The organism is Actinoplanes ianthinogenes, from assembly GCF_018324205.1.
Taxonomy (GTDB): Bacteria; Actinomycetota; Actinomycetes; order Mycobacteriales; family Micromonosporaceae; genus Actinoplanes; species Actinoplanes ianthinogenes.
The window spans coordinates 14,270-34,382 of record NZ_AP023356.1 but is presented as its reverse complement, the minus strand read 5'-3'; the positions used below and the strand labels follow the sequence as shown (position 1 = coordinate 34,382).

General features: G+C 72.9%; 21 protein-coding genes. 10 read left to right on the top strand and 11 right to left on the bottom strand.

The window, feature by feature from the left end:
- The first annotated feature begins 7 nt into the window (after positions 1-7).
- Together Aiant_RS00190 and Aiant_RS00185 are read left to right on the top strand one after the other, a co-directional pair.
- Positions 8-511: an LURP-one-related/scramblase family protein gene (locus Aiant_RS00190; RefSeq protein WP_229830895.1), complete on the top strand. Its 504-nt coding sequence runs from the start codon at positions 8-10 to the stop codon at positions 509-511.
- 125 nt (positions 512-636) lie between these two features.
- On the top strand, positions 637-1,404 hold the full coding sequence (locus tag Aiant_RS00185) for a hypothetical protein (RefSeq protein WP_189334204.1): 768 nt from the start codon (positions 637-639) through the stop codon (positions 1,402-1,404).
- A gap of 953 nt (positions 1,405-2,357) precedes the next feature.
- Here the strand turns inward: Aiant_RS00185 and Aiant_RS00180 are convergent.
- Positions 2,358-2,852 (bottom strand): DinB family protein, encoded by a 495-nt coding sequence (locus Aiant_RS00180; protein WP_189334205.1) that lies wholly within the window; start codon positions 2,850-2,852, stop codon positions 2,358-2,360.
- A 10-nt stretch (positions 2,853-2,862) separates the two neighbouring features.
- On the bottom strand, positions 2,863-4,308 hold the full coding sequence (locus tag Aiant_RS00175; RefSeq protein ID WP_189334206.1) for an MFS transporter: 1,446 nt from the start codon (positions 4,306-4,308) through the stop codon (positions 2,863-2,865).
- A gap of 94 nt (positions 4,309-4,402) precedes the next feature.
- Here Aiant_RS00175 and Aiant_RS00170 point away from each other — a divergent pair, with 94 nt between their 5' ends.
- The 3 genes from Aiant_RS00170 (at position 4,403) to Aiant_RS00160 (ending at position 6,574) form a co-directional block, all read left to right on the top strand.
- A complete protein-coding gene (locus tag Aiant_RS00170) occupies positions 4,403-5,137 on the top strand; it encodes a TetR/AcrR family transcriptional regulator (protein ID WP_189334207.1) in 735 nt (244 codons plus the stop codon).
- Between the two features lie 9 nt (positions 5,138-5,146).
- Positions 5,147-6,100 (top strand): hypothetical protein, encoded by a 954-nt coding sequence (locus Aiant_RS00165; protein WP_189334208.1) that lies wholly within the window; start codon positions 5,147-5,149, stop codon positions 6,098-6,100.
- A 93-nt stretch (positions 6,101-6,193) separates the two neighbouring features.
- Positions 6,194-6,574 carry an STAS domain-containing protein gene (locus Aiant_RS00160; RefSeq protein WP_189334209.1) on the top strand — a complete coding sequence of 127 codons (381 nt, stop codon included), beginning with the start codon at positions 6,194-6,196 and terminating at the stop codon, positions 6,572-6,574.
- On the opposite strand, the gene Aiant_RS00155 is transcribed toward Aiant_RS00160, so the two are convergent.
- Positions 6,519-7,790 carry an ROK family transcriptional regulator gene (locus Aiant_RS00155; protein WP_212846870.1) on the bottom strand — a complete coding sequence of 424 codons (1,272 nt, stop codon included), beginning with the start codon at positions 7,788-7,790 and terminating at the stop codon, positions 6,519-6,521. The two genes, Aiant_RS00160 and Aiant_RS00155, sit on opposite strands and share 56 nt — an antisense overlap.
- 43 nt (positions 7,791-7,833) lie before the next feature.
- Positions 7,834-8,970: an MFS transporter gene (locus Aiant_RS00150; RefSeq protein WP_189334210.1), complete on the bottom strand. Its 1,137-nt coding sequence runs from the start codon at positions 8,968-8,970 to the stop codon at positions 7,834-7,836.
- 173 nt (positions 8,971-9,143) lie between these two features.
- Here Aiant_RS00150 and Aiant_RS00145 point away from each other — a divergent pair, with 173 nt between their 5' ends.
- Complete coding sequence (locus Aiant_RS00145; protein ID WP_229830897.1) at positions 9,144-10,097, top strand: beta-ketoacyl-ACP synthase 3; 954 nt, start codon at positions 9,144-9,146, stop codon at positions 10,095-10,097.
- A 167-nt stretch (positions 10,098-10,264) separates the two neighbouring features.
- Here Aiant_RS00145 and Aiant_RS00140 read toward each other — a convergent pair whose 3' ends face one another.
- From Aiant_RS00140 to Aiant_RS00130, 3 genes are read right to left on the bottom strand one after another with little or no spacing between them, the layout of a single operon-like run.
- Positions 10,265-12,490, bottom strand: a complete 2,226-nt coding sequence (locus Aiant_RS00140; RefSeq protein ID WP_189334212.1) for an ABC transporter permease — start codon at positions 12,488-12,490, stop codon at positions 10,265-10,267.
- Entirely contained in the window at positions 12,487-13,170 is a 684-nt protein-coding gene (locus tag Aiant_RS00135; protein WP_189334213.1) for an ABC transporter ATP-binding protein, read from the bottom strand. The genes Aiant_RS00140 and Aiant_RS00135 overlap by 4 nt, the downstream gene beginning before the upstream one ends.
- On the bottom strand, positions 13,167-13,700 hold the full coding sequence (locus Aiant_RS00130; RefSeq protein WP_189334214.1) for a PadR family transcriptional regulator: 534 nt from the start codon (positions 13,698-13,700) through the stop codon (positions 13,167-13,169). The genes Aiant_RS00135 and Aiant_RS00130 overlap by 4 nt, the downstream gene beginning before the upstream one ends.
- Positions 13,701-14,001: 301 nt before the next feature.
- Between Aiant_RS00130 and Aiant_RS00125 the strand changes: the two genes are divergently transcribed.
- Positions 14,002-14,148 (top strand): hypothetical protein, encoded by a 147-nt coding sequence (locus Aiant_RS00125; protein WP_189334215.1) that lies wholly within the window; start codon positions 14,002-14,004, stop codon positions 14,146-14,148.
- A gap of 1 nt (position 14,149) precedes the next feature.
- Here Aiant_RS00125 and Aiant_RS00120 read toward each other — a convergent pair whose 3' ends face one another.
- Both Aiant_RS00120 and Aiant_RS00115 read right to left on the bottom strand, forming a co-directional pair.
- Positions 14,150-15,133: an SMP-30/gluconolactonase/LRE family protein gene (locus Aiant_RS00120; RefSeq protein ID WP_189334216.1), complete on the bottom strand. Its 984-nt coding sequence runs from the start codon at positions 15,131-15,133 to the stop codon at positions 14,150-14,152.
- Positions 15,134-15,157: 24 nt separating this feature from the next.
- Complete coding sequence (locus Aiant_RS00115) at positions 15,158-16,138, bottom strand: NADPH:quinone oxidoreductase family protein (RefSeq protein WP_189334217.1); 981 nt, start codon at positions 16,136-16,138, stop codon at positions 15,158-15,160.
- 147 nt (positions 16,139-16,285) lie between these two features.
- Between Aiant_RS00115 and Aiant_RS00110 the strand changes: the two genes are divergently transcribed.
- Positions 16,286-16,879: a TetR/AcrR family transcriptional regulator gene (locus Aiant_RS00110; protein ID WP_229830899.1), complete on the top strand. Its 594-nt coding sequence runs from the start codon at positions 16,286-16,288 to the stop codon at positions 16,877-16,879.
- Between the two features lie 7 nt (positions 16,880-16,886).
- Here Aiant_RS00110 and Aiant_RS00105 read toward each other — a convergent pair whose 3' ends face one another.
- Entirely contained in the window at positions 16,887-17,963 is a 1,077-nt protein-coding gene (locus Aiant_RS00105; RefSeq protein ID WP_189334219.1) for a zinc-dependent alcohol dehydrogenase family protein, read from the bottom strand.
- Positions 17,964-18,045: 82 nt separating this feature from the next.
- Here Aiant_RS00105 and Aiant_RS00100 point away from each other — a divergent pair, with 82 nt between their 5' ends.
- Together Aiant_RS00100 and Aiant_RS00095 are read left to right on the top strand one after the other, a co-directional pair.
- Positions 18,046-18,642 (top strand): cadmium resistance transporter, encoded by a 597-nt coding sequence (locus Aiant_RS00100; RefSeq protein ID WP_189334220.1) that lies wholly within the window; start codon positions 18,046-18,048, stop codon positions 18,640-18,642.
- 41 nt (positions 18,643-18,683) lie between these two features.
- On the top strand, positions 18,684-19,592 hold the full coding sequence (locus Aiant_RS00095; RefSeq protein WP_189334221.1) for a sulfotransferase domain-containing protein: 909 nt from the start codon (positions 18,684-18,686) through the stop codon (positions 19,590-19,592).
- On the opposite strand, the gene Aiant_RS00090 is transcribed toward Aiant_RS00095, so the two are convergent.
- Positions 19,484-20,071: a TetR/AcrR family transcriptional regulator gene (locus Aiant_RS00090; protein ID WP_189334222.1), complete on the bottom strand. Its 588-nt coding sequence runs from the start codon at positions 20,069-20,071 to the stop codon at positions 19,484-19,486. The two genes, Aiant_RS00095 and Aiant_RS00090, sit on opposite strands and share 109 nt — an antisense overlap.
- Positions 20,072-20,113: the final 42 nt, after the last annotated feature.

Sequence of the window (20,113 nt, the reverse complement as noted above, 5' to 3'; positions counted from 1 at the left end):
CGCTAGGATGGCGGACAATCGAACCATGTATGTGATCAGGGAACGATTGTTCGCCATCGGTGACGACTTCGACGTGCTCGACGAGAACGGCACGAAGGTCTTCCACGTGGACGGCAAGGTGCTCAGCCTGCGGAACCGGGTGGTGATCGAGGACCTGACCGGCGCCGAGGTGGCCAGCGTGCACCGGCATCTGGTCGCGATGCGCCCGACCTACGAGGTCCGGATCGGCGGGGAGAAGGCCGCCGAGGTGCGCAAGAAGATGTTCACCCCGTTCCGGGACAAGTTCGTCATCGACGTGCCCGGCCCGGACGACCTGGAGATGAAGGGCAACCTGCTGGATCACGAGTACGTGATCGAGCAGGGTGGCACCGAGGTCGCCTCGGTCTCCAAGCGCTGGCTCACCCTCCACGACACCTACGCCGTCCAGATCACCGCCGGCATCGACCCGCTGCTGATCATCGGCAGCGTCCTGGCGCTGGACCTGGCCATGAACCGCGGGGTCGGCGACTGACTCAGGGTTCGCTCCGGGTTCCGGTTCGTTGCTTTCCGGTACGCCCGGCAGCCACCGGCCGGCGGATCCGCAGGTCGCCGTGTGCCCGGTCGATGAGGCTTGCATTCGGCGTACCGGGAGGTCTCATGTCCAGCGAGCACTCCGTCGACTGGTGGCATCAGTTCGAGACGGCCACCGACCGCTTCGACGAGGCGATCCTCACCATCGGCCTGACCGAGCTCCTGCTGCCCAGGATCACCTCGCAGCTGCTGCAACGGGAAGCGGACATCGCCGCCGACACCGCCATCCTGTTCCGCAACAAGGCGAACAGCGAGGGCCTGCGCGACCGGTACGACAAGGCGCGCAGCCGGCTCCGCGAGACGATCGACCGGCTCGGCTCGCGCGGGGTCGACCCGGCCGCCCTGGCCGAGGCCGAGGTGGTCTCCTGGGTGATGGACGGCGAGTACGCCCGCGCCGCCGCCGAGATGGAACCCCGGTTCGGCGCGGTCGTGCTGCTGCGCATCTTCGTCTCCGCGCTGCGGGTCACCCACCTGGACGTGCCGGTCACCGCGCAACTGCTGCACGCGGGGCGCACCCCGGCCGAGGCCATCCACGCCGGCAAGATCGTCGGGAAATACGGCTACTGGCCGGAGTGGCTGCGCGAGCTGGTCGTGGAGCACGCTCTGGACGGGACCCTGAGCGACGAGTTCGTGGCGGGTCTCGATCAGTGCGCCTTCGCCACGCTGCGGTCCACCCAGGCGCGGCTCGCCAAACAGCTGCTGCGCCGGGAACCGGCCGCGATCAACTTCGCGGCACGCACGCTGGAGAACATCGGGGAGTCCGCCATCGCGGTCCGGCTGCGGGACGGTGACGTCGGCGCGGTCGCCTTCGCGGCCCGCTTCGCGTCGGTCTGAGAACGGCCCGGTAGCGACCAGCGGCCTGCAAGCGCGCAAGGGGGACTGACCGCGCTCGAGGAACAGCCCCGGTGCGGCATGGTCCTGGACGCCCGGATCGCCCGGGCCACCGACCTGGAAGCCGCCGCCGCGCTCGCCGCCACCGACCTGGCGCTGCGGCCACAACTGGTGCACACCGCCTGGACCCGCACCTCCGACATCGTCGGGCGCCGCCGATCCGCGACCACGACTGGCCGCAGCTCGCCGGGCGAGTGCCGGTCACGGCCGGCATCGGCGGCTGGTCGCCGCTCGCGCGCCCCAGCCACGCAGCTGCGGTTCACCGTCGCTTGCCGTGCCACGCAGCTTCGGGTCACCGTCGCGGCCGCCGGTTGCGACCCGCGGTTCCGATGGCGCGCGGTCCGCTCAGAGAGTGCAGACCGCCAAGACCTGAGCTGGCGCTCAGCGCCCTATCCCCGCCTCGCATAGGGCCACCAGCGCCAGCCGTGATCGTCGGGCTGGTGTTGAGCGCCCTATTCCGGGCGTGCATAGGGCCGTGAGTGCCAGCCGGGTTTGTCGGGTTGGTGCTCGGCCGAGGCTCGGGCTGGTGTTGAGCGCCCTATCGCCGGCGTGTATAGGGCCGTGAGTGCCAGCCGTGACGGTCGGGCTGGTGTTGAGCGCCCTATTCCGGGCGTGCATAGGGCCGTGAGTGCCAGCCGGGTTTGTCGGGTTGGTGCTCGGGGCTGAGGTCCGGGCTGGTGTTGAGCGCCCTATCCCCGCCCCGCATAGGGCCGTGAGTGCCAGCCGTGACGGTCGGGCTGGTGTTCAGCGCCCTATTCCGGGCGTGCATAGGGCCGTGAGTGCCAGCCGGGTTTGTCGGGTTGGTGCTCGGCTGAGGTCCGGGCTGGTGTTGAGCGCCCTATCCCCGCCCCGCATAGGGCCGTGAGTGCCAGCCGTGACGGGTTGGGGGTGGGCTCTCAGCGTCCGGTGACGCCGTCGATCAGTTCGCGGAGGATGTCGGCGTGGCCGGCGTGGCGCACGGTCTCGCCGGTCATGTGGGCGACGACCCAGCGGACCGTGCGGTGTTCGTCGCCGACCGGGTGGGCGGTGCGTGTGCCGAGGCCACCGACGGCCCGAAGGTGGGCGTCGGACTCGGCGATCGCGGTGCGATAGTCGGCGATGACCTGGTCGGCGGGGCGGTCCGCCGGCACGATCATGGTGAAGTCCACGTCGGCGTGCTGCTTGTCGCCGCCGACCGTGTAGCCGAACCAGTAGCGTTCGGCGTCGGTCAGGTGCTGGACCAGGCCGAGCAGCGTCGTGTCGGAGACGACCAGGCGGCGGCGCAGCTGCTCGTCGTCCAGACCGCCGACCTTCTTCAGGACGCACGAGCGGGCGAAGGACAGGAAGGCCAGGGCGGTGTCCTGCTCGCCGTCGTCGTTGAGCGGGACACGTTCGCGTTGGGATTCGAGCATGGCGCTGAGCTTAGGCCCCGACCGGCGCCTCGGCAGGCCGCGGCTCGGGCGCCGGTGCGGGGCGGTGCGTGCGGCGGTAGGCCCAGGCGACGAGCGCGGCCGCGGTCAGGGTGAGCACCAGCCCGGCGACCCGGGACGCCGTGGCGAACTCGGCGGTCTGCTGGGGAGTCCAGTGGTCGGTGGCGAGGTCGCCGGTGAACACGGCGGCCAGGACGGTGCCGGCGATGGCGAGGCCGGCGCCCGAGGTGACCTCGGTTGCGGTGTCGGTGAGGGCCGCGCCGATCGTGGTCCGGCTCCTGGGCAGGCCGCGGAGGACGTTCACGGCGGCGACCACACCGACCACGCGCAGGCCGGCGGCCACCAGTGCGAGGGCGAGCGCGACCCAGGCGTAGCCGAGCCGGCCGAACAGGGTGTAGACGGCCAGACCGGCGACCACCGCGGTGGCGCTCATCCAGGCGGCCCGGTCCAGGCCGACCCGGCGGACGAACGGGTCGACGACCGCGCCGCCCGCGACCAGCACGACGACCTGCGGCAGCAGGCCGAGCGCGGCCTGCGCGGGGGTCCAGCCCCAGTCCAGCTGGAGCTGGAGGGTGACCAGGTAGCCGAGGCCCGCGGTGGCCAGGGCGGCGGCGGCCTTGTCGGCCAGGCCGCCGGCGACCAGCGGCTGCCCGACCAGCTTGAGGTCGAGCAGTGGGTGCCGGGCGGTGCGCTGGCGCAGGACGAAGAGCACGGCGGTCACCACGGCCGCGACGGCGACCGGCCAGCGCGCCGGTGAGCCGTCCACGAACAGGGTCGGCGCCAGCAGCGCCAGGCCGATGGTGGTGGTGCCGAGCGCCGCGCCGGCCACGTCGACCGGGTCGCGGTGCAGGTCGGCCGGGTCGTCGGCGGCGATGCCGGCCCGGATGCCGAGGAAGGCGAGCGCGGCGATCGGCACGTTCACCAGCAGCAGGACCTGCCACGGTGCGACCGTGAGGACCAGGCCGCCGGCGGTCGGGCCGATCGCGAGGCCGACCAGGCCGACGGTGGAGATGAGCGTGGTGGCCCGGACGCGCAGGCGGTCGTCGTCGAAGAGGCGGAAGGCCAGTGCCATCGAGCCGGGGGTGGTCATCGCGGCGGCGACGCCGGTCAGCGCCCGGACCGCGATGAGCTGCTCGGCGGTGCCGACGAACGCGGTCGCCAGGCTGGTCGCGCCGAGCAGGACCAGGCCGATCAGCATGAACCGGCGGCGGCCGAAGCGGTCGGCGAGCGCGCCGAAGGCCAGCATGAGGCCGCCGAAGACGACCGCGTACGCGCCGGTGACCCATTGCAGGGCGACGGTGGAGGCGTGCAGGTCGCGCCCGATCGTGGGGAGCGCGACGGTGAGGATCGAGGTGTCGAGCATCTCGAAGAGGAAGACGGCGGACAGCCCGGTCAGGGCGATCCAGGCCGCACGCAGGGAGCTCGGGGGAGTTGCCATGACCACCGTTCTACGGGCGAACGGCGTTCTGAACAATACGAACACCGTTCTTGTGGTGTAGAACACCGTTCGTCCCTGGGGTAGGCTGCCGGGTATGTCACCGACTCCGCAGGAACGGCGCACAGCGCGGCACCAGCTCGGCACCGGTCCGGCCGCGCCCAAGCCCGCGGTCCGGCGCGGGCCGTCCGGCGGCAGCAAGAAGCCGATCACCGTCGACGCGATCGTCAGCACCGCGTTCGGCATCGTGGCCGCCGAGGGCTACGAGGCGCTGACCATGCGGCGGCTGGCCACCGCGCTGGAGACCGGGCCGGCGTCGCTGTACGCCCACGTGGTCAACAAGGAGGACCTGGACGAGCTGCTCATCGGCCGGCTGTGCGCCGAGATCGACCTGCCGGCGCCGGACCCGGCTCGCTGGCGGCAGCAGCTGATCGACGTCTGTGTCCGGCTGCGCGATGAGTATCTGCGGTATCCGGGCATCTCCCGGGCCGCGTTCGCCGCCGCGCCGTCCAACCCGGACACGCTGCGGCTTGCCGAGGGCATGCTGGGCATCCTGCTCGCGGGGGGCGTCGAGCCGCAGACCGCGGCGTGGGGGATGGACTCGCTGATGCTGTACATCAACGCGTACTGTCTGGAGCTTTCCCTGGTCAGCAGGCGGCTCGGCGACGGTCACGTGGGCTGGGTGGTCGGCCGCGACGAGCTGATGCGCCGGATCGACGCGCTGCCCGCGACGTTCCCGAACACCAAGCGGTACGCCGCCGAGCTGACCTCCGGCACGTCGCACGACCGGTTCGACTTCACCGTCCGATTGATGATCGACGGCCTCGCCTAGAGTGCCTGTGTGCCGAATCCCGAGCAGTCGATCGACGCGAGGCAGTTCCGGATGCACGCGGCCCGGCTGGCGTTCCTGCGGTCCCGGCTCGGCCGGATCGGCGGGGACGTGCAGCGGTTCGAAAAGGACCAGGCCGCGTTCGGGGCGCGCTGCGGGTGGATCCTGACCGGTTTCGGTGATCGGGTGGCCCGGCACGGCGAGCTGGTGGCTTACCTGGAGGAGACACTGCTCCTGTTCGTGCAGGGGTTCCATCGGGTGGCCGACGGCACGCAGGGGTTCGCCGAGATGCTCGGGATGCCGGCCGACGACGTGGCCACGATGGAGGATCGGGCGTCCGAGATCATCGAGGACGTGCTGGAGACGGTGACGAGCCGGGAGTGGGTCGAGCCGCTGCTCGCCGAGGCCGCGCCGGTGGCCGAGTTCGCCGCGCCGGTCGGGGACACGTTCGCGCTGCTGCGGTCGAGTGCGCTGGAGTGGGCGGTGATCCGGATCCCGGAGCTGGGCCGGATGCTCGACGACCTGACCGGCACCCCGGAGGTGGTCGCCAGACAGGCCGCCCAGTGGAAGGCGATGGCCACCGGACTGGACCGGACCGCCGCCGACCTGCAACGCTGCCTGGACCGCGACTTCCCGGCCACGGACCGGGCCGACGTCCGCGCCTATCGGGCGATCATGGGGAACAACGTGGTCGGGTTGCGCGGGCTCGCCGCCACGTCGACCGCGATGACCGTGCTGACCAAGGCGGCCGGGGACCTGATCCTGCTCACCCGCGACATCGTCCGCGGGGTGCTCGGCGACCTGGTGGCCCGGGTGATCGTCTGGGCGGCCGGTGGCGCGGTGGTGCCGCTGCCGGTGCTGGCCGCCCGGCTGGCCAGTGTCGTCGCCACGGCCTGGCGGATCGACGCCTGCCTGACCGCGCTGGTGGTCAGCATCGCGAATCTGTCCCGCTGCATCGACGGTTGATTTTCGGTACGCCGTGCCGCGTCCCGTCCGGCGGCCACGGATGGGCTACCGTGGGTGGCAAGCGCTCGGGCTTCTTCAGCGAGGGACCGTTCCTTGAGCAGCGGCGACGAACCATCTCTCGGCGTTTCCGGGAGTCACGCACTGGACCTGCGGGTCGTCGGGGCCGGGCAGGCCGGTCCGGTGGGTCTCGTGCTCAGCGGCGAGCTGGATCGGGAAGAGGCCGACAAGCTGCTGGAGTGCGTCACCGGCCTGGTGCGGGAGCATCCGGGCCGGGCGATCGAGGTGGATGCCGGCACGCTGCTGTTCCTCGACTCGGGCGGGGTGCGGGCACTGCTGACCTGCCTGGAGCTCGCCGAGGCGGCCGGGTGCCGGCTGTCGATCGTCGCGGCCGGGCCGGTCACCTACCAGGTGTTGCGGATCACCGGGTTGCTGGAGACGTTCGGGAGTCCGGTGGCGGCGCCGGACGAGCTGTAGGGTCACCGGTCTCCAGCCAGGTCTCCAGGGTGGCCGGGGCGAAGAGCTCGTCGAGGGCGAGGCAGACCGCGCCGGTCAGGCCGGAGATCTCCTCGGGCAGCCCGGACACCTCGATCCGCAGATCCCGGGTGGCCAGCGGCAGCGCTCGCCGGTGGATGACCTCGCGGATCGTGGGCAGTACGTGCGCCTCGGCACGGACGATGCCGCCGCCGAGCACCAGCAGGTGCGGGTTGTAAAAACTCACCAGCGTCGCCAGCGTGCTGCCGAGCAGGGCCGCCGTCCGCCCGAGCAACGCCTGCGCCGCCTGATCGCCCCGCGTGGCGGCCCGGGTCACGTCCATCGGCCGGATGTCCCCGGTCTCGGCCAGGATCGCCGCGAGCGCCGGGCTCTGCCGTGACTCGGCGAGCATCCGGCCCTCCCGGCCCAGCGCCACACCGCCCGCGACCGCCTCCAGACAGCCGATGTTGCCGCACCGGCAGATCGTGTTGCCGCCCTCCGGGATGGCCACGTGCCCGATGTCGCCGGCCGCGCCCTTGGCGCCCCGGTACAGCCGGCCGTCCATCACGACGGCCGCGCCGATGCCGACCCCGACCCGGACGTAGAGCATGTGCCCGGCCGTGGCGGCGCCGGGCGCGGACCGCAGCTCGCCGAGAGCCATCAGGTTCACGTCGTTGTCCACCCAGACCGGGGCCCGGAAGCGGGCGGCGAGCCGGTCCCGGATCGGATACTGGTCCCAGCCCGGCATGATCGGCGGCGCCACCGGCAGACCGGTGCGGAACTCGACCGGGCCGGGCACGCCGACCCCGACGGCCCACACCGGCGCCGTCCGGCCGCCGAGCAACTCGTCGGCGAACCGCTCGGCCAGCGCCAGCACCACCTCCGGACCGTCGGCGACGTCGATGGCGCGCTGCCGGGTGCCCAACACCGTGCCGCCGAGGTCGGCGACCCCGACCACCAGCTCGGTCGCGGCGATGTCGACGCCCAGCAGCAGACCCCGGCTCGCCCGCAGCCGCAGCCGGCGCGGCGCGCGGCCGCCGGACGACGGGCCGACCCCGGCGCCCTCGATGAGGCCGGCCGCCTCCAGCTCGGCGACCCGCTGGGCGACCACGCTGCGGCCGAGCCCGATCCGCTCGACCAGCATCGGCTGGGTGACGCCGGTGCCGGCGCGGATCGCGCTGAGGATCGCGGCGAGCCCGTTGATCCGTTCGTTTGCCACGGTGCCAGGTTAGGGCCCCGGAACGGCGACATCGTGCGGGTGATCAGGCGGCCGCCCGGCGGGTCTGCGAGACCGCGACCACCGCGCCCACCCCGATCAGGCCGGCCAGCACCCCGAAACCCCAGCTCAGCCCGGCAGCGGTGGCCACCGTCGCGACCAGCAGCGGCCCACCGGCGTCCCCCAGCTCGCGGCCCAGCTCCGCGGTGCCCATCGTCTGCCCGAGCCGCTCCGGCGACGTGCTGGCCGCCAGCGCCGCGAAGGCCAGCGGCGTGATCAGTCCGGTACCGGCCCCGATCAGCGTCGCGGCGGCCAGCACCCCGCCCAGTCCCGGCAGCATCGCCGTGGCCAGCCCGGCCGCGGTCACCACCAGCCCCGCCGTCAGTCCCGTACGCGTGCCGAGCCGCCCGTCGTCGAGAGCGCGACCGGCCCGCGGCTGCACCAGCGCCGCGCACAGCGCCAGCACCGAGACCGCCGCCCCGGTCGCCACCGTGCCCAGCCCGGCCGCCCGGCCGGAGACCGGCAGGAACCCGACGCCGACCGACAGTCCCGCGGTCGAGGCGGCCAGCGCCAGCGTCGGCCCGAGGAAGGCCGGCGAGCTCAGCCGGCGGGCCAGGTCGAGAACGGTCTGCCGCGCCTTCGGCAGCGGCGCCACCACCGGCACCGCCAGGAACGCCCACCCCGCGACCACGATGCCCAGCACGGTCAGCACCGCGAACAGCAGCCGCAGCCCGCCCGCCCAGACCAGCACCCCGCCCAGCAGCGGCCCGCAGGTGTACCCGAGCGACTTGTAGAAGCCGTAGGACCCGAACGCCCGCCCGTGCCTGGCCGCCGGATTCAGGCGGGCGACCAGCGACGACGCCGACGGGGAGAACGCCGAGGCGGCCGCGCCCTGCCCGAGCCGTGCCACCCACAGCCAGCCGGGCCGGTCGGCGACCACGAACACCGCCGACGCGCCGGCGAACGCGATCAGCCCGCCGAGCAGCACCGGCCGCGCCCCGATCCGGTCGGCGAGACTGCCGAACACCGGCTTGAGCAGCACCTCAGCCCCGTCGTAGAGCGCCAGCAGCCCACCCAGCACCATCAGCGAGGTGACCGCGTCGTCGGAGAATCCACCCAGGTTCGCCGCGATCGCATGCGCCCCGAAGGCGGTCGTGAACCCCGCCGCATAAAGCGGCCACATCTGCCGCACCGCTCACCATCCGCTGTCGGTTCCGATCACCCCATTCTTTCGGTACGCCCGGAGCATCCGCACCCAGCCCCGCCGTTACGCCAGGTCACCGGCGAACGCCTGGTTACCGGCGGGGAACTTGGAAATCGGAGTGCACCCAGCCGGGCATGCTTGGATTGCTGACCATGGCCACTCCATTGCAGCGTCCTGCCGGTCACCCCGGATCGCGCATCCTGAGCGTCGCCTCCTACCGTCCGCGGACCGAGGTGGGCAACGAGCCGATCGCCGCCCTGATCGACTCGAGCGACGAGTGGATCCGCCGCCGCTGCGGCATCGAGTCCCGTCGGCGTGCCGCACCCGACGAGGATCTGGTCATGATGGCCGTGACGGCCGCCTCCAAGGCCTTGGCCGCCGCGGGCGTCGATCCGGCGGACGTCTCGGCCGTCCTGGTGGCGACGATGTCCCACCGCAGCGGCGCGGCCTCCGCGGCACCCCTGGTCGCCACCGCGCTGGGAGCCACCCGGGCTGCCGCGATGGATCTGGGAGCGGCGTGCGCCGGATTCCCGTACGCACTCGCGACCGCCGACGCGCTCGTCCGCAGCGGCTCGGCCGGCTACGTGGTCGTGGTCGGCTCCGAGCGCATGACCGACATCATCGACGAGCGTGACCGCAGCACGGCGTTCCTGTTCGGCGACGGCGCCGGCGCGGTGGTCATCGGGCCGGCGCAGACGTGCGAGATCGGCCCGGTGGTGTGGGGCGCCGACGGCTCCGGAAGCGAGCTGCTGCGGTACGACGAGGCGGGCATCCTGCGCATGGCCGGCCCCGAGGTCTTCCGCTGGGCGACCTCCATCGTCCCCGACCTGGCCAGACGCGCGCTCGACGCGGCGGGCATCGCCGCGGCCGACCTGGCGGCTTTCATTCCTCACCAGGCCAACCTGCGGATCATCTCGGCCACCGCCAAGGCCCTGGAACTCGGCCCGCACGTGCGGGTGGCCACCGACATCACCACCAACGGCAACACCGGCGCGGCCTCCATCCCTCAGGCCATGGCCACCCTGTCCGACACGGAGGGTCCCGCACTGCTCGTCGGCTTCGGCGCCGGCCTCTCCTACGCCGCTCAGGTCGTCACCCTGCCCTGACCGGGGTTCGGCCGCCGGCTTCGCACGGAGCGCCGGCCGAACCCCTGCCCGTCGAGGCGGACCTGAGCTCGGCCGGAACCCGGCCGCCCGGGCGGGGCGGGAGTGCCCTGGGCGTACCGAAAGAGCGGCGGCCGGAAGGCCAAGCGGGCCCGGAGCGGGGCAGCGGTCTATTCGTTGCGGGCGGCCTCCGGGGCGGTGATGCGGTTGAGCAGGGGCATCGTCGAGGTGATGACGGCGACGGAGGCGAGCAGGCCGACGACCACGATCACGTAGTAGGTGGGACCGGGGGCGTGCAGGTTGTACTGCATCTGGGAGCGCAGGAACAGGTGGGCGGCGACGAAACCGACGCCGATGGCGACGGTCGAGACGGCCAGGAGCGGGACCGTCGTCTCCAGGGCTACGACGCGGCGGAGTTCGGACAGGCGGACTCCGGTCAGGCGCAGCAGGGCGAACGGGCGCCAGCGTTCGGTCAGGCCACCGGTGACGCTGACGGCCAGGCTGCATCCGGCGATCACCAGGCTGGCGACGATGACGACGTCGGCCAGGCGCTGGAACTGATTCAGCTGACGGGTGAAGTCGCTGGCGTAATCGGCCTCGGTGGCGGCTCCCCGGCCGTACGGGAAATCCTTGTTCAGCGTGGTGCGGGCGCGCTCGATGGCGGCGGTCGTGCCGTCGGTCGGCACCACGACGTCGATGACGTTGAGTTTGGCCAGTTCGGCGGCGGTGCGCGGGGAAGCGGGCCAGGACGGGCCGGCCGCGGTGTGGGGCAGGTAATCCGGCGCGGTCAGATCCGGGAAGACCTGGGCGACCTCGGCTCCGGCCGGGCAGGTCCCGGCGCCGGGGATCGTCGCCAGCTCGGCGCACGAGAGCAGACCCGGCAGGCTGATGTCGCTGCTCACCACCTGGCCGTCCCGGACCTCGAAGTGCGACTCGCGCCGCAGGTCCGGGTTGACGCGAATCAGGTGACCGCCGGCGGTGATGCCGGCGGCGGGCACACCCACGTCCTCGGGCAGCGTGGCCACCGACACGAAGTCGTGCCCGGCCGAGCCCGGGGTGCCGCTGGAGCGCTCGGCGACGATCGCGGTGATCACGCCGGTCGCGGTGCTGGTCACGAAGAGGGCCAGCATCAGCCCGCTGACCGCGCGGAACCCGGCGCGCGGATCGTCGGCGAGTCGTCGCCCGGCGATCAGCGTCGCGACCCGGCGGGCCCGGCGGGCGAGCAGCCGGGAGCCGACCATGGTGAGCCACGGTCCGGCGATCATCAGGCCGGTCATCACGATCAGGATCCCGGACAGGTAGCCGAAGAGTTGGCCCTCGGTGGTCCGCGGCCGGTTGCCGACCAGGTAGGCCAGCTCGGCGAGCCCGGCCAGCAGCGGGAGCACCCGCCAGGCCCGCGGCGGTCGCGGCGTGACCCGGCGAGTCACGCCGAGCGGGGAGATCCGGACCCGGCGCAGCGCGATCCAGGCGGCGAGGGCGGCGGCGAGCGGGACACCGAAGGCGGCCACCAGCACCTGGATCGGGGTCAGCGACAGGTCGTCGAGGAAGAACGGCTGCCCGGTGAACGGGATGCGGGCCAGTCCGGCCCGGGCCGCGAAGAACACGCCGAACCCGGCGATCGCGCCGGTGGCCGCCGCGATGGTCGACTCGATCACGGCGATCTGGGTGATCTGCCGGGGTGTGGCGCCGACCAGCCGCATCGCGGCGAACCGCTGCTCACGCCGGGCCGCGGAGATCCGGGTGGCCGTGCCGATGAAGATCAGCAGCGGGAAGAGCAGGGCGGCCGCGACGACCGACAGGGTCAGCACGATGCCGTTGGAGCCGAGGCCGATCACGCAGTCGTGGCACTTGTCCGGCGAGATGCTGACCATCCGGGTGATCTCGGTCGCCCCCGTGATGCGACCGACCTCCGCCCGGGTGCCGCCGACGATGACGATCAGCGAGTCGGGCGAGGGCAGCGCCGCCCGGCCGAGGACGCCGGCCTGGTGACCGGGGAAGCGGTCGCGCAGCTGGTCGGCGGGACGCTCGCGCAGCAGGCGGTCGAGGGCGGGGGAGACCACGTACTCCCCGGGGCCGGGCAGGGCGCTCAGGCCGGGCGGGACCGGACCGTCCGGGCCGGAGACCGCGACGTCGACGCGGGCCATCGGGCTGCCGGCGAAGAAGTCCTCCCGCACCACCCACAGTGCCGGGTCGCGGGCCTCGGGGCCGGTGGCGGCACTGGTCACGGCGCTGTTCAGCCAGGAGTACCGCAGGTTCTGCGCGCTGACCGCGTTGATCCCGGCGACGGCGGCGAGCAGCATGCCGACGCCGATCGCGACCGCGGCGGCCAGCACGGCGAGCCGGGTGATCGCCTCGCGGCCACCGGCCACGGCGAGGCGCAGTCCGAGTCTGATCATGGGACGGTAACCTCCGAGGGGGTGGTCACCCGGCCGTCGCGGACCATGACGAGGCGGTCCGCGTACGCCGCGACCCGCCCCTCGTGGGTCACCAGCACCACGGTGGTGCCCTGCTCCCGCGCCGCGCCCACCAGCAGCTCCATCACCTGCTCGCCGGTGAACGAGTCGAGCGCCCCGGTCGGCTCATCGGCGAAGAGCACCCGCGGCCGCGCGACCAGCCCGCGAGCCAGCGCCACCCGCTGCGCCTGCCCGCCGGAGAGCTCACCGGACCGGCGCCCCTCCAGCCCGTCGAGGCCGAGCCGGCCGAACCACTCGCGCGCCTGCCGGGTCGCGGCGTCGCGGCGGACCCCGCTCAGCAGCAGGGGCAGCGCGACGTTCTCCACCGCCGACAGCTCCGGCACCAGCTGACCGAATTGGAACACGAACCCGAATCGGTCGCGGCGCAACTCGCTGCGGGCCGTCTCGGTCAGGTTGTCGATCCGGGCGCCGTCGAAGTGGATCTCGCCGGAGTCCGGCACCAGGATGCCGGCCAGGCAGTGCAGCAGCGTGGACTTGCCGGAGCCGCTCGGGCCCATCACGGCCACGATCTCACCCTCGGCGACGGCCAGGTCGGCGCCACGCAGCGCGGGTGTGGCGCCGAAGGACAACGCGACGCCGCGTGCGGCGAGTGCGGCGGTCACGGTTTCACCCCACGGATTTGCGTACGCAAAGCGTCGAGCCGTGCCGACGTCGTGTCGATCCACCGCAGATCGGCCTCCAGATGGAACAGCCCGTGGTCGGCGAGCAGCCCCTCGACCAGCCCACCGGACCGCTTGACCGTGGTGAGCTCGCGCATCCGGGCGACGTGCGCCTGGCGCTGGGCGTCGAGATAGGCCTCGGCCGGCCGGTCCAGCATCAGCGCCAGCACCACCTTGGTGAACAGCACGCTCTGCAGGTGCGGCTCGGGCGCGACCGGGTCGGCCAGCCAGGCGCTCACCTCGGTGGCGCCCTGCTCGGTGATCACGTAACGCTTGCGGTCCGGGCCGTCGCCGGGCGCCACCTCGTCCATCACCACCTTGCCGTCCCGGGTGAGGCGGCTCAGCGTCGCGTAGACCTGCCCGAAGGACAGGGACTTGCCGACCCCGAAGAACGTGTCGTAATCGCGTTTCAGGTCGTAGCCGTGGCTCGGCGCGCGTTCGAGCAGGCCGAGGAGGGTCAGGGGAACGCTCATGCCGCCACTGTACGCTGAGCGTATACGCCAAGTACATACCCGGACCGGCGCGTTGCCGTACCGGCCCGGGTCGGGGGAGATCAGCAGCCGTAGGCCCAGTCGTGTGAGCCGCCGCGGTCGCTGGAGGCGGGCTTGCGGGCGAAGCCGGTGCCGGCCCGCAGGCAGATCGTCGGCGCGGTATGCGCGGTACCGGGACGCCACGTACTACTGGGGGCGGGCCGGCTCCGACGACCACCGCCCACAGGCCGGCGGCGCCACGGTCCGATGGCAGGTGCCCGGCGGGGCGTGGCACGACTGCCCGGTGCGCCTGCCCGTCACGGAACGCGGATACGTGCACACGCCGGCGGTCGCGACCACGATCGGCGGCCAGCCGGTGAGCCTGCGGATCTGCCTGTGGCGCGACACCCCGCGCCGGGAGAACTGCACGCCGGTGATCACCACCGGCTGAGTCAGAGGGTCAGCACCGCGATGTCGGCGGCGGTCAGGCTCCCGGCGACCAGGACGCCGTCGCGCTCGGCGACCGAGGTGACGAAGCCGTACGACCCGTCGGTGGCGCGCAGGTCGTGCACCCTGGTCCCGTCCAGGTCGAAGGCCATCACCCAGGCGATCGGGGCGGCTTTCGGGCGGACCGCCTCCGGCAGGTTCCAGACCAGCGTGCGCAGCAGGGCGTGGCCGGGCAGCAGCCGGTCGATCAATGGGTTGCGGGGCGCGGCGATCGCCACCCAGAGCAGCCCGTCGCTGCCCAGCCACATGTTGTCCGGGAACCCGGCCAGCCCCTCGACCAGCACCTCGGTACGCCCGGCGCCCGGCCCGGTCAGCCGGTGCCGCCGGATCCGGTACCCGGCCGTCTCGGCCACCAGCAGGTACGACTCGTCCGGCGCCAGCACCAGGCCGTTGCCGAACTTCAACTCCGGCAGCACGGTGGTCACCGTGCCGTCCGGGTCGCGGCGCACCAGCCGGCCGGTGCAGGTGTGCTCGACGATGTCGCCGAGATGCTCGTCGAGGTTCCACCGGCTGGTCGACGTGGTGAACCAGATGGTCCCGTCCCGCGTCTCCACCACGTTGCTGGCGAAGGTGAGCGGCTCGCCGTCCACGGTGTCCACCAGGACGTGCACGCTGCCGTCCGGCCGTGCCTCGAGCAGCCCCCGGTCGTGGTCACAGATCAGCACCCCGCCGTCGACCCGCGGGTGCAGACCGAGCGGGCGTCCACCGGTCTCGGCCAGCACGCTCCGTTCCCCGGTCACCGGGTCGATCCGGACGATCCGCCCGTCCGCGAGCCCGGTGACGATCCGCCCGTCGTGGTCGAAGACGACGTCCTCGGGGCCGCGCCCGCCGGTCGGCAGCAGCCGGTCGACCCGGAGCGGCGCGGTCGGGCCCGGGTCGGTCAGGGGCGGCGGCGTCCAGGGGCGGGGCTTGATCAGACGGCGGGGCATGGCGACATCCAACATCGTGACTGTTCAGGGTCGCAAGGCCAGCTTTCCCACGGTCGCCCGCGCCGCGAGTTCGGCCAATGCCTTCGGCCCGTCGGCCAGGTCGTGGACGGTGGGCCGGCCGGGACCGAGCACGCCGGCCGCGAGCAGCCCGGACAACTCGCCCATGACCTCACCGAAAAGCTGCGGGGCGGCCTGGATCAGCACGCCGATGTTCAGGCCGATGACGTGGACCTGGTGCCGATAGACCAGGTCCCAGTTGGTGATCGCGGCCTCGCCGCCGGCCAGGCCGTAGACCACGACGCGGCCGGTGACGCGCTTGGCCGCCGCCAGACTGGCGGCGAAGGTGGCGCCGCCGGCCGACTCCAGCACCAGGTCGACGCCGGTGCCGTCGGTCAGCCGCAGCACCTCGGTGGCCAGGTCGGGACGACGGGAGTCGAGGACGTGGTCGGCGCCCAGGGCCCGGACCACGTCGTGCTTGCCGGGCGAGGCGGTGGCGAGCACCGTCGCGCCGTAGTGCTTGGCCAGGGTGACCGCCGTCTGCCCGGTCCCGCCGGCGGCGGCGTGGATCAGGACGGTCTGCCCGGCGGTGACGCCGCCCAGCTGCCTGAGCGCGGCCAGGGCGGTCGGCCGGCTCACGAGCAGGCCCAGCGCCTGCTCGCCGGTCCAGCCCGCCGGGACCGGGACGGCGCCGGCCGCGGGCAGCACCATGTACTCGGCGAAGGCGCCGCCGTCGATGCGGACGCCGACGACGTGGGTGCCGGGCGCCGGGCCGGTCACCCCCGCGCCGAGGGTGACGATCTCGCCGGCGGCCTCGACACCGGCCACGTAGGGCGGCTGCGGCCCGCCGGCGAACGTGCCGGTGGCCTGCGAGATGTCCACGAAATTCACCCCGGCGGCGGTGACCCGGATCAGCACCTCCCCCGGTCCGGGCGCGGGCATCGGTGCGTCGGTGATCAGGCGCAGGTCGCCCGGGCCGTCGAAAGAGGTCTGCTGGAGAGCGCGCACGGTGGGTCTCCCTTGTTTATCGAACGAGACTTGTTTATCGAACGACAAACAAATACTGGACGGTGCGACCGCGGCGGGTCAAGCTGAACCATGGCTACTCGCGGCAGGCCGCGCACTTTCGACCCCGACACCGCTTTGCGTACGGCTTTGGACCTGTTCTGGGAGCGGGGGTATGAGGGGACCTCGCTGAGCGACCTCGCCCAGGCGATGGGGATCGCGTCGGCCAGCATCTATGCCTGCTTCGGCAGCAAGGAGGAGCTGTTCGGCAAGGTCATGGCGCTGTACGGGGCGACGTCGGGTGAGCCGCCGCGGCGGGCGCTGCGGGAGGAGCCGACGGCGCGGGAGGCGGTGCACGCCATGCTGCGGGCGACCGCCGACGAGATCACCCGGCCGGACACGCCGCACTACTGCATGCTGGTGCTGGCCGCGCCGACCGGCGCCGTGGAGAACCACGCGGTCCGGGAGATGCTGGGGGAGCGGCGGCGCGGTCAGTTCGCGGCCATCCGGGAGCGGCTCGCTCGGGACTTGACGCTTTCGGCGGCCGGGCTGGACGCCGTCGCGCGGTATTACGCCACTGTGGTGCAGGGGCTGTCGGTGCAGGCCCGGGACGGCGCCACCCGCGCCGACCTGGAAACTGTCATCACCTGCGCGATGGCCGCCTGGGACACCCTCACGTCCGCGACGGAGACGCCGGACACCGCCGACAGACTCGCGCCGCCCCGATCGAAGGGACGGCCGTGACGCTGCGTCACGCCTGACCCGGGCGGAGCAGGACCTTGACCGCCCGCCGCTCGTCCATCGCGGCATAGGCGGCGGCCGCCTCGCTCAGCGGCATCTCGGTGTCGAACACCAGCCCGGACTCCAGCCTTCCGTCCAGCGCTTCGGGCAGCAGCTCCTCGATGTAGTCACGGACCGGGGCGACCCCGCCGCGCACCCCGACGTTCGTGCGGAACATGGTCTCGACCGGCAGCTCGGGCCCACCGGCGGGGACGCCGACGAATCCGATCTGGCCGCCCGGGCGGGCCGAGCGCAACGCCTGGTCCATCGACTCCTTGGTGCCGACGCACTCCAGGACGACGTCCGGGCCGATGCCGCCGAACATCTCCTTGAGCTTCGCGATGCCCTCGTCGCCCCGCTCGGCGACGACGTCGGTGGCGCCGAACCGGCGGGCCAGCGCCTGCCGGTCCGCGTGCCGGGACATCGCGACGATGCGCTCCGCACCGAGCCGCTTCGCCGCGATGATCGCGCAAAGCCCGACCGCGCCGTCCCCGACGACCGCGACCGTGGAACCCTGGGTGACACCGCCGGAGACCGCGGCGTGGTGGCCGGTCGGCAGCACGTCGGCGAGCGTGAGCAGGCCCGGGATCAGGTCGTCGGCGGGCTGTCCGCCGGGCACGACCACCAGGGTTCCGTCGGCGAGCGGCACCCGGACGCGGTCGCTCTGCGCGGCGTCGGAGACGCCCTCGCCCTTGATAGGCGTGCCCCAGAACCCGCCGTTGAGGCAGTGCACGGTCCAGCCGTTGCGGCAGTTCGCGCAGGTGCCGCAGCAGACGTAGAACGGGGCGATCACGAAGTCGCCCGCCCGCACGGTGGTGACGGCGCTGCCGACCTGCTCGACCACGCCGATGAACTCGTGGCCCATGCCGTGCGGCCGCTCGGTCGGCCGGATCCCGCGGTAGGCCCACAGGTCCGAACCGCAGACGCAGGACGCGACGACCCGGACGATCGCGTCGCGGCCGCTGGCGTCCGGCCCGGTGAGCAGTGCCGGCTCGGCGACCTCGGTGACGCGGATGTCGCGTTCGCCGTGAATGAAAACCGTTCGCATGCGAAAACCCTAGATCAACACCAGATTCGGGTACGCCCGGAGCACCCGCCCGTCCCCCGTAGGATCGTCCGGTGATCCGATCGTGAGCCTGGGCGTCATCGGCCAGGCGGTGGGCCTGTTCGCCGTGACCAACATCGACGACATCCTGGTGCTCGCGCTCTTCTTCGCCCAGGGCGCCGGGCAGCCGCACACCACCCGCACCATCATGGCCGGGCAGTACCTCGGGTTCGCCGGCATCCTGGCCGTCGCCGTGGCCGCCGCGCTCGGTGCGACGTTCCTGCCCGAGGCGGCGATCCCCTACCTCGGGCTGCTGCCGCTCGCCCTCGGCATCAAGGCGGGCGTCCAGTCCTGGCGGCACCGCCACGACGAGGACGAGGCCGCCGAGGACCGCGCGAACGGTCCGAAGAGCCTGGAAGTGGCCGCGGTGACCTTCGCCAACGGCGGCGACAACATCGGGGTGTACGTTCCGGTCCTGGCCACCGCGGGCGCCGCCGGCATGACGGTCTACGTGCTCGTCTTCCTGGTCCTGGTCGCCGTCTGGGTGGTGGCGGGCCGCTTCTTCGCGACCCGCCCGGTGATCGCGAAGGCGCTCAGCCGGTGGGGCCACGTGCTGCTGCCCGTCGTGCTGATCGGCATCGGTCTGCTCATCCTGGTCGAGGGCGGCGCGTTCGGTCTCTGACCGCCGCCCACCGCGTGAACGGCGGCCGGTACGGTCGATAGATGGGGAACGCATCACCGGTCGTGTACCGCAGTGGACTCAACGACAGCAGCCGGTGGCAGGGGTTCCCGTTGCGGGCCGGGGACATCGTGATCAGCGCGCCGTCGAAGTGCGGGACGACCTGGTTGCAGATGATCTGCGCGTTGCTGATCTTCCGGACGCCGGACCTGCCCGGGCCGCTGACCAGCCTGTCGCCCTGGCTGGACATGTGCCTGCGGCCGATCGGCGAGGTGACCCGGACGCTCACGGCGCAGCGGCACCGGCGGTTCATCAAGACGCACACGCCGCTCGACGGGCTGCCGTGGCGGCCGGACGTGACCTACCTGGTGGTCGGCCGGGATCCGCGGGACGTGGCCGTGTCGATGCACCACCATCGGCGCAACCTGGATGACGAGGTCATCCACCGGCTGCTGCCCGGCAGCGGCAGCGCACCGTCGCGGCCGGCCGGGAGCCGGGAGCGGGTCCTGCAATGGATCAGCGATTCGCTACCCGGGCTGGTGCATCACCTCGGGCAGGCGTGGGAGCGGCGCGACGACCCCGCGGTCGTGCTCGTGCACCACGCCGACCTGAGCCGGGACCTGGACGGCGAGATGCGGCGGATCGCCGGGCGGCTGGGCATCGAAATTCCGGAGGAGGCCTGGCCGGGGCTGGTGGCCGCGGCCGGGTTCGAGGCGATGCGGGCACGGGCCGGTGAGCTGGCGCCGGACGAGCAGCTCGGCCTGTTCACCAGCAAGAGCGCGTTCTTCCGCTCCGGCCGAGCCGGCGAGTGGCGGGACCTGCTGACCGGCGAGGACGAGGCCGCCTACGACCGGCTGCTGCGGTCGCTGGCCACCGCCGAGTTCGTCGAGTGGTTGCACCGCAGCCCGTCGAACACCACCGTCAACGACCGGTCGAGCACCGACTCCGTGTAGTCCCCGGTCTCCGCGGCCATGCTGGCGCCGCGCAGCAGCGCCAGCACCTCGGGCATCGCCACGTCCGCCCGGATCGCCCCGGCCTCCTGCCCGGCCCGCAGCAGCCGGTCCAGCGTGGCCCGCATCCGCGCCCGCTGATCGTCCTGTCCCTGTTTGACGTCGACCCCGGCGTGCCGCAGCGCGTCGGTCAGCGCCTTCTTGCTCCCCGCGTCCGCGACGATGCGCGCGAAGAACGTGAAGAACGCGGTCTCCGGCTCCCGCAACCCGGCCGCCGACTCCAGCAGGTCGTCGACGCGGGCCGAGACGATCGCCGCGTAGAGCGCCTCCTTGGTGGCGAAGTGCCGGTACACCGTGCCGACCCCCACCCCGGCCCGCCGGGCGATCTCGTCCATCCGGGCGGCCAGGCCCCGCTCGCCGAGCACGATCTCGGCCGCCTCCAGGACCTTCGCGCGGTTGCGCGCGGCATCGGACCGGATCATGCCGGCCTCGTTGACAAGCGGAATCCAGGTTCCGTATGTTCA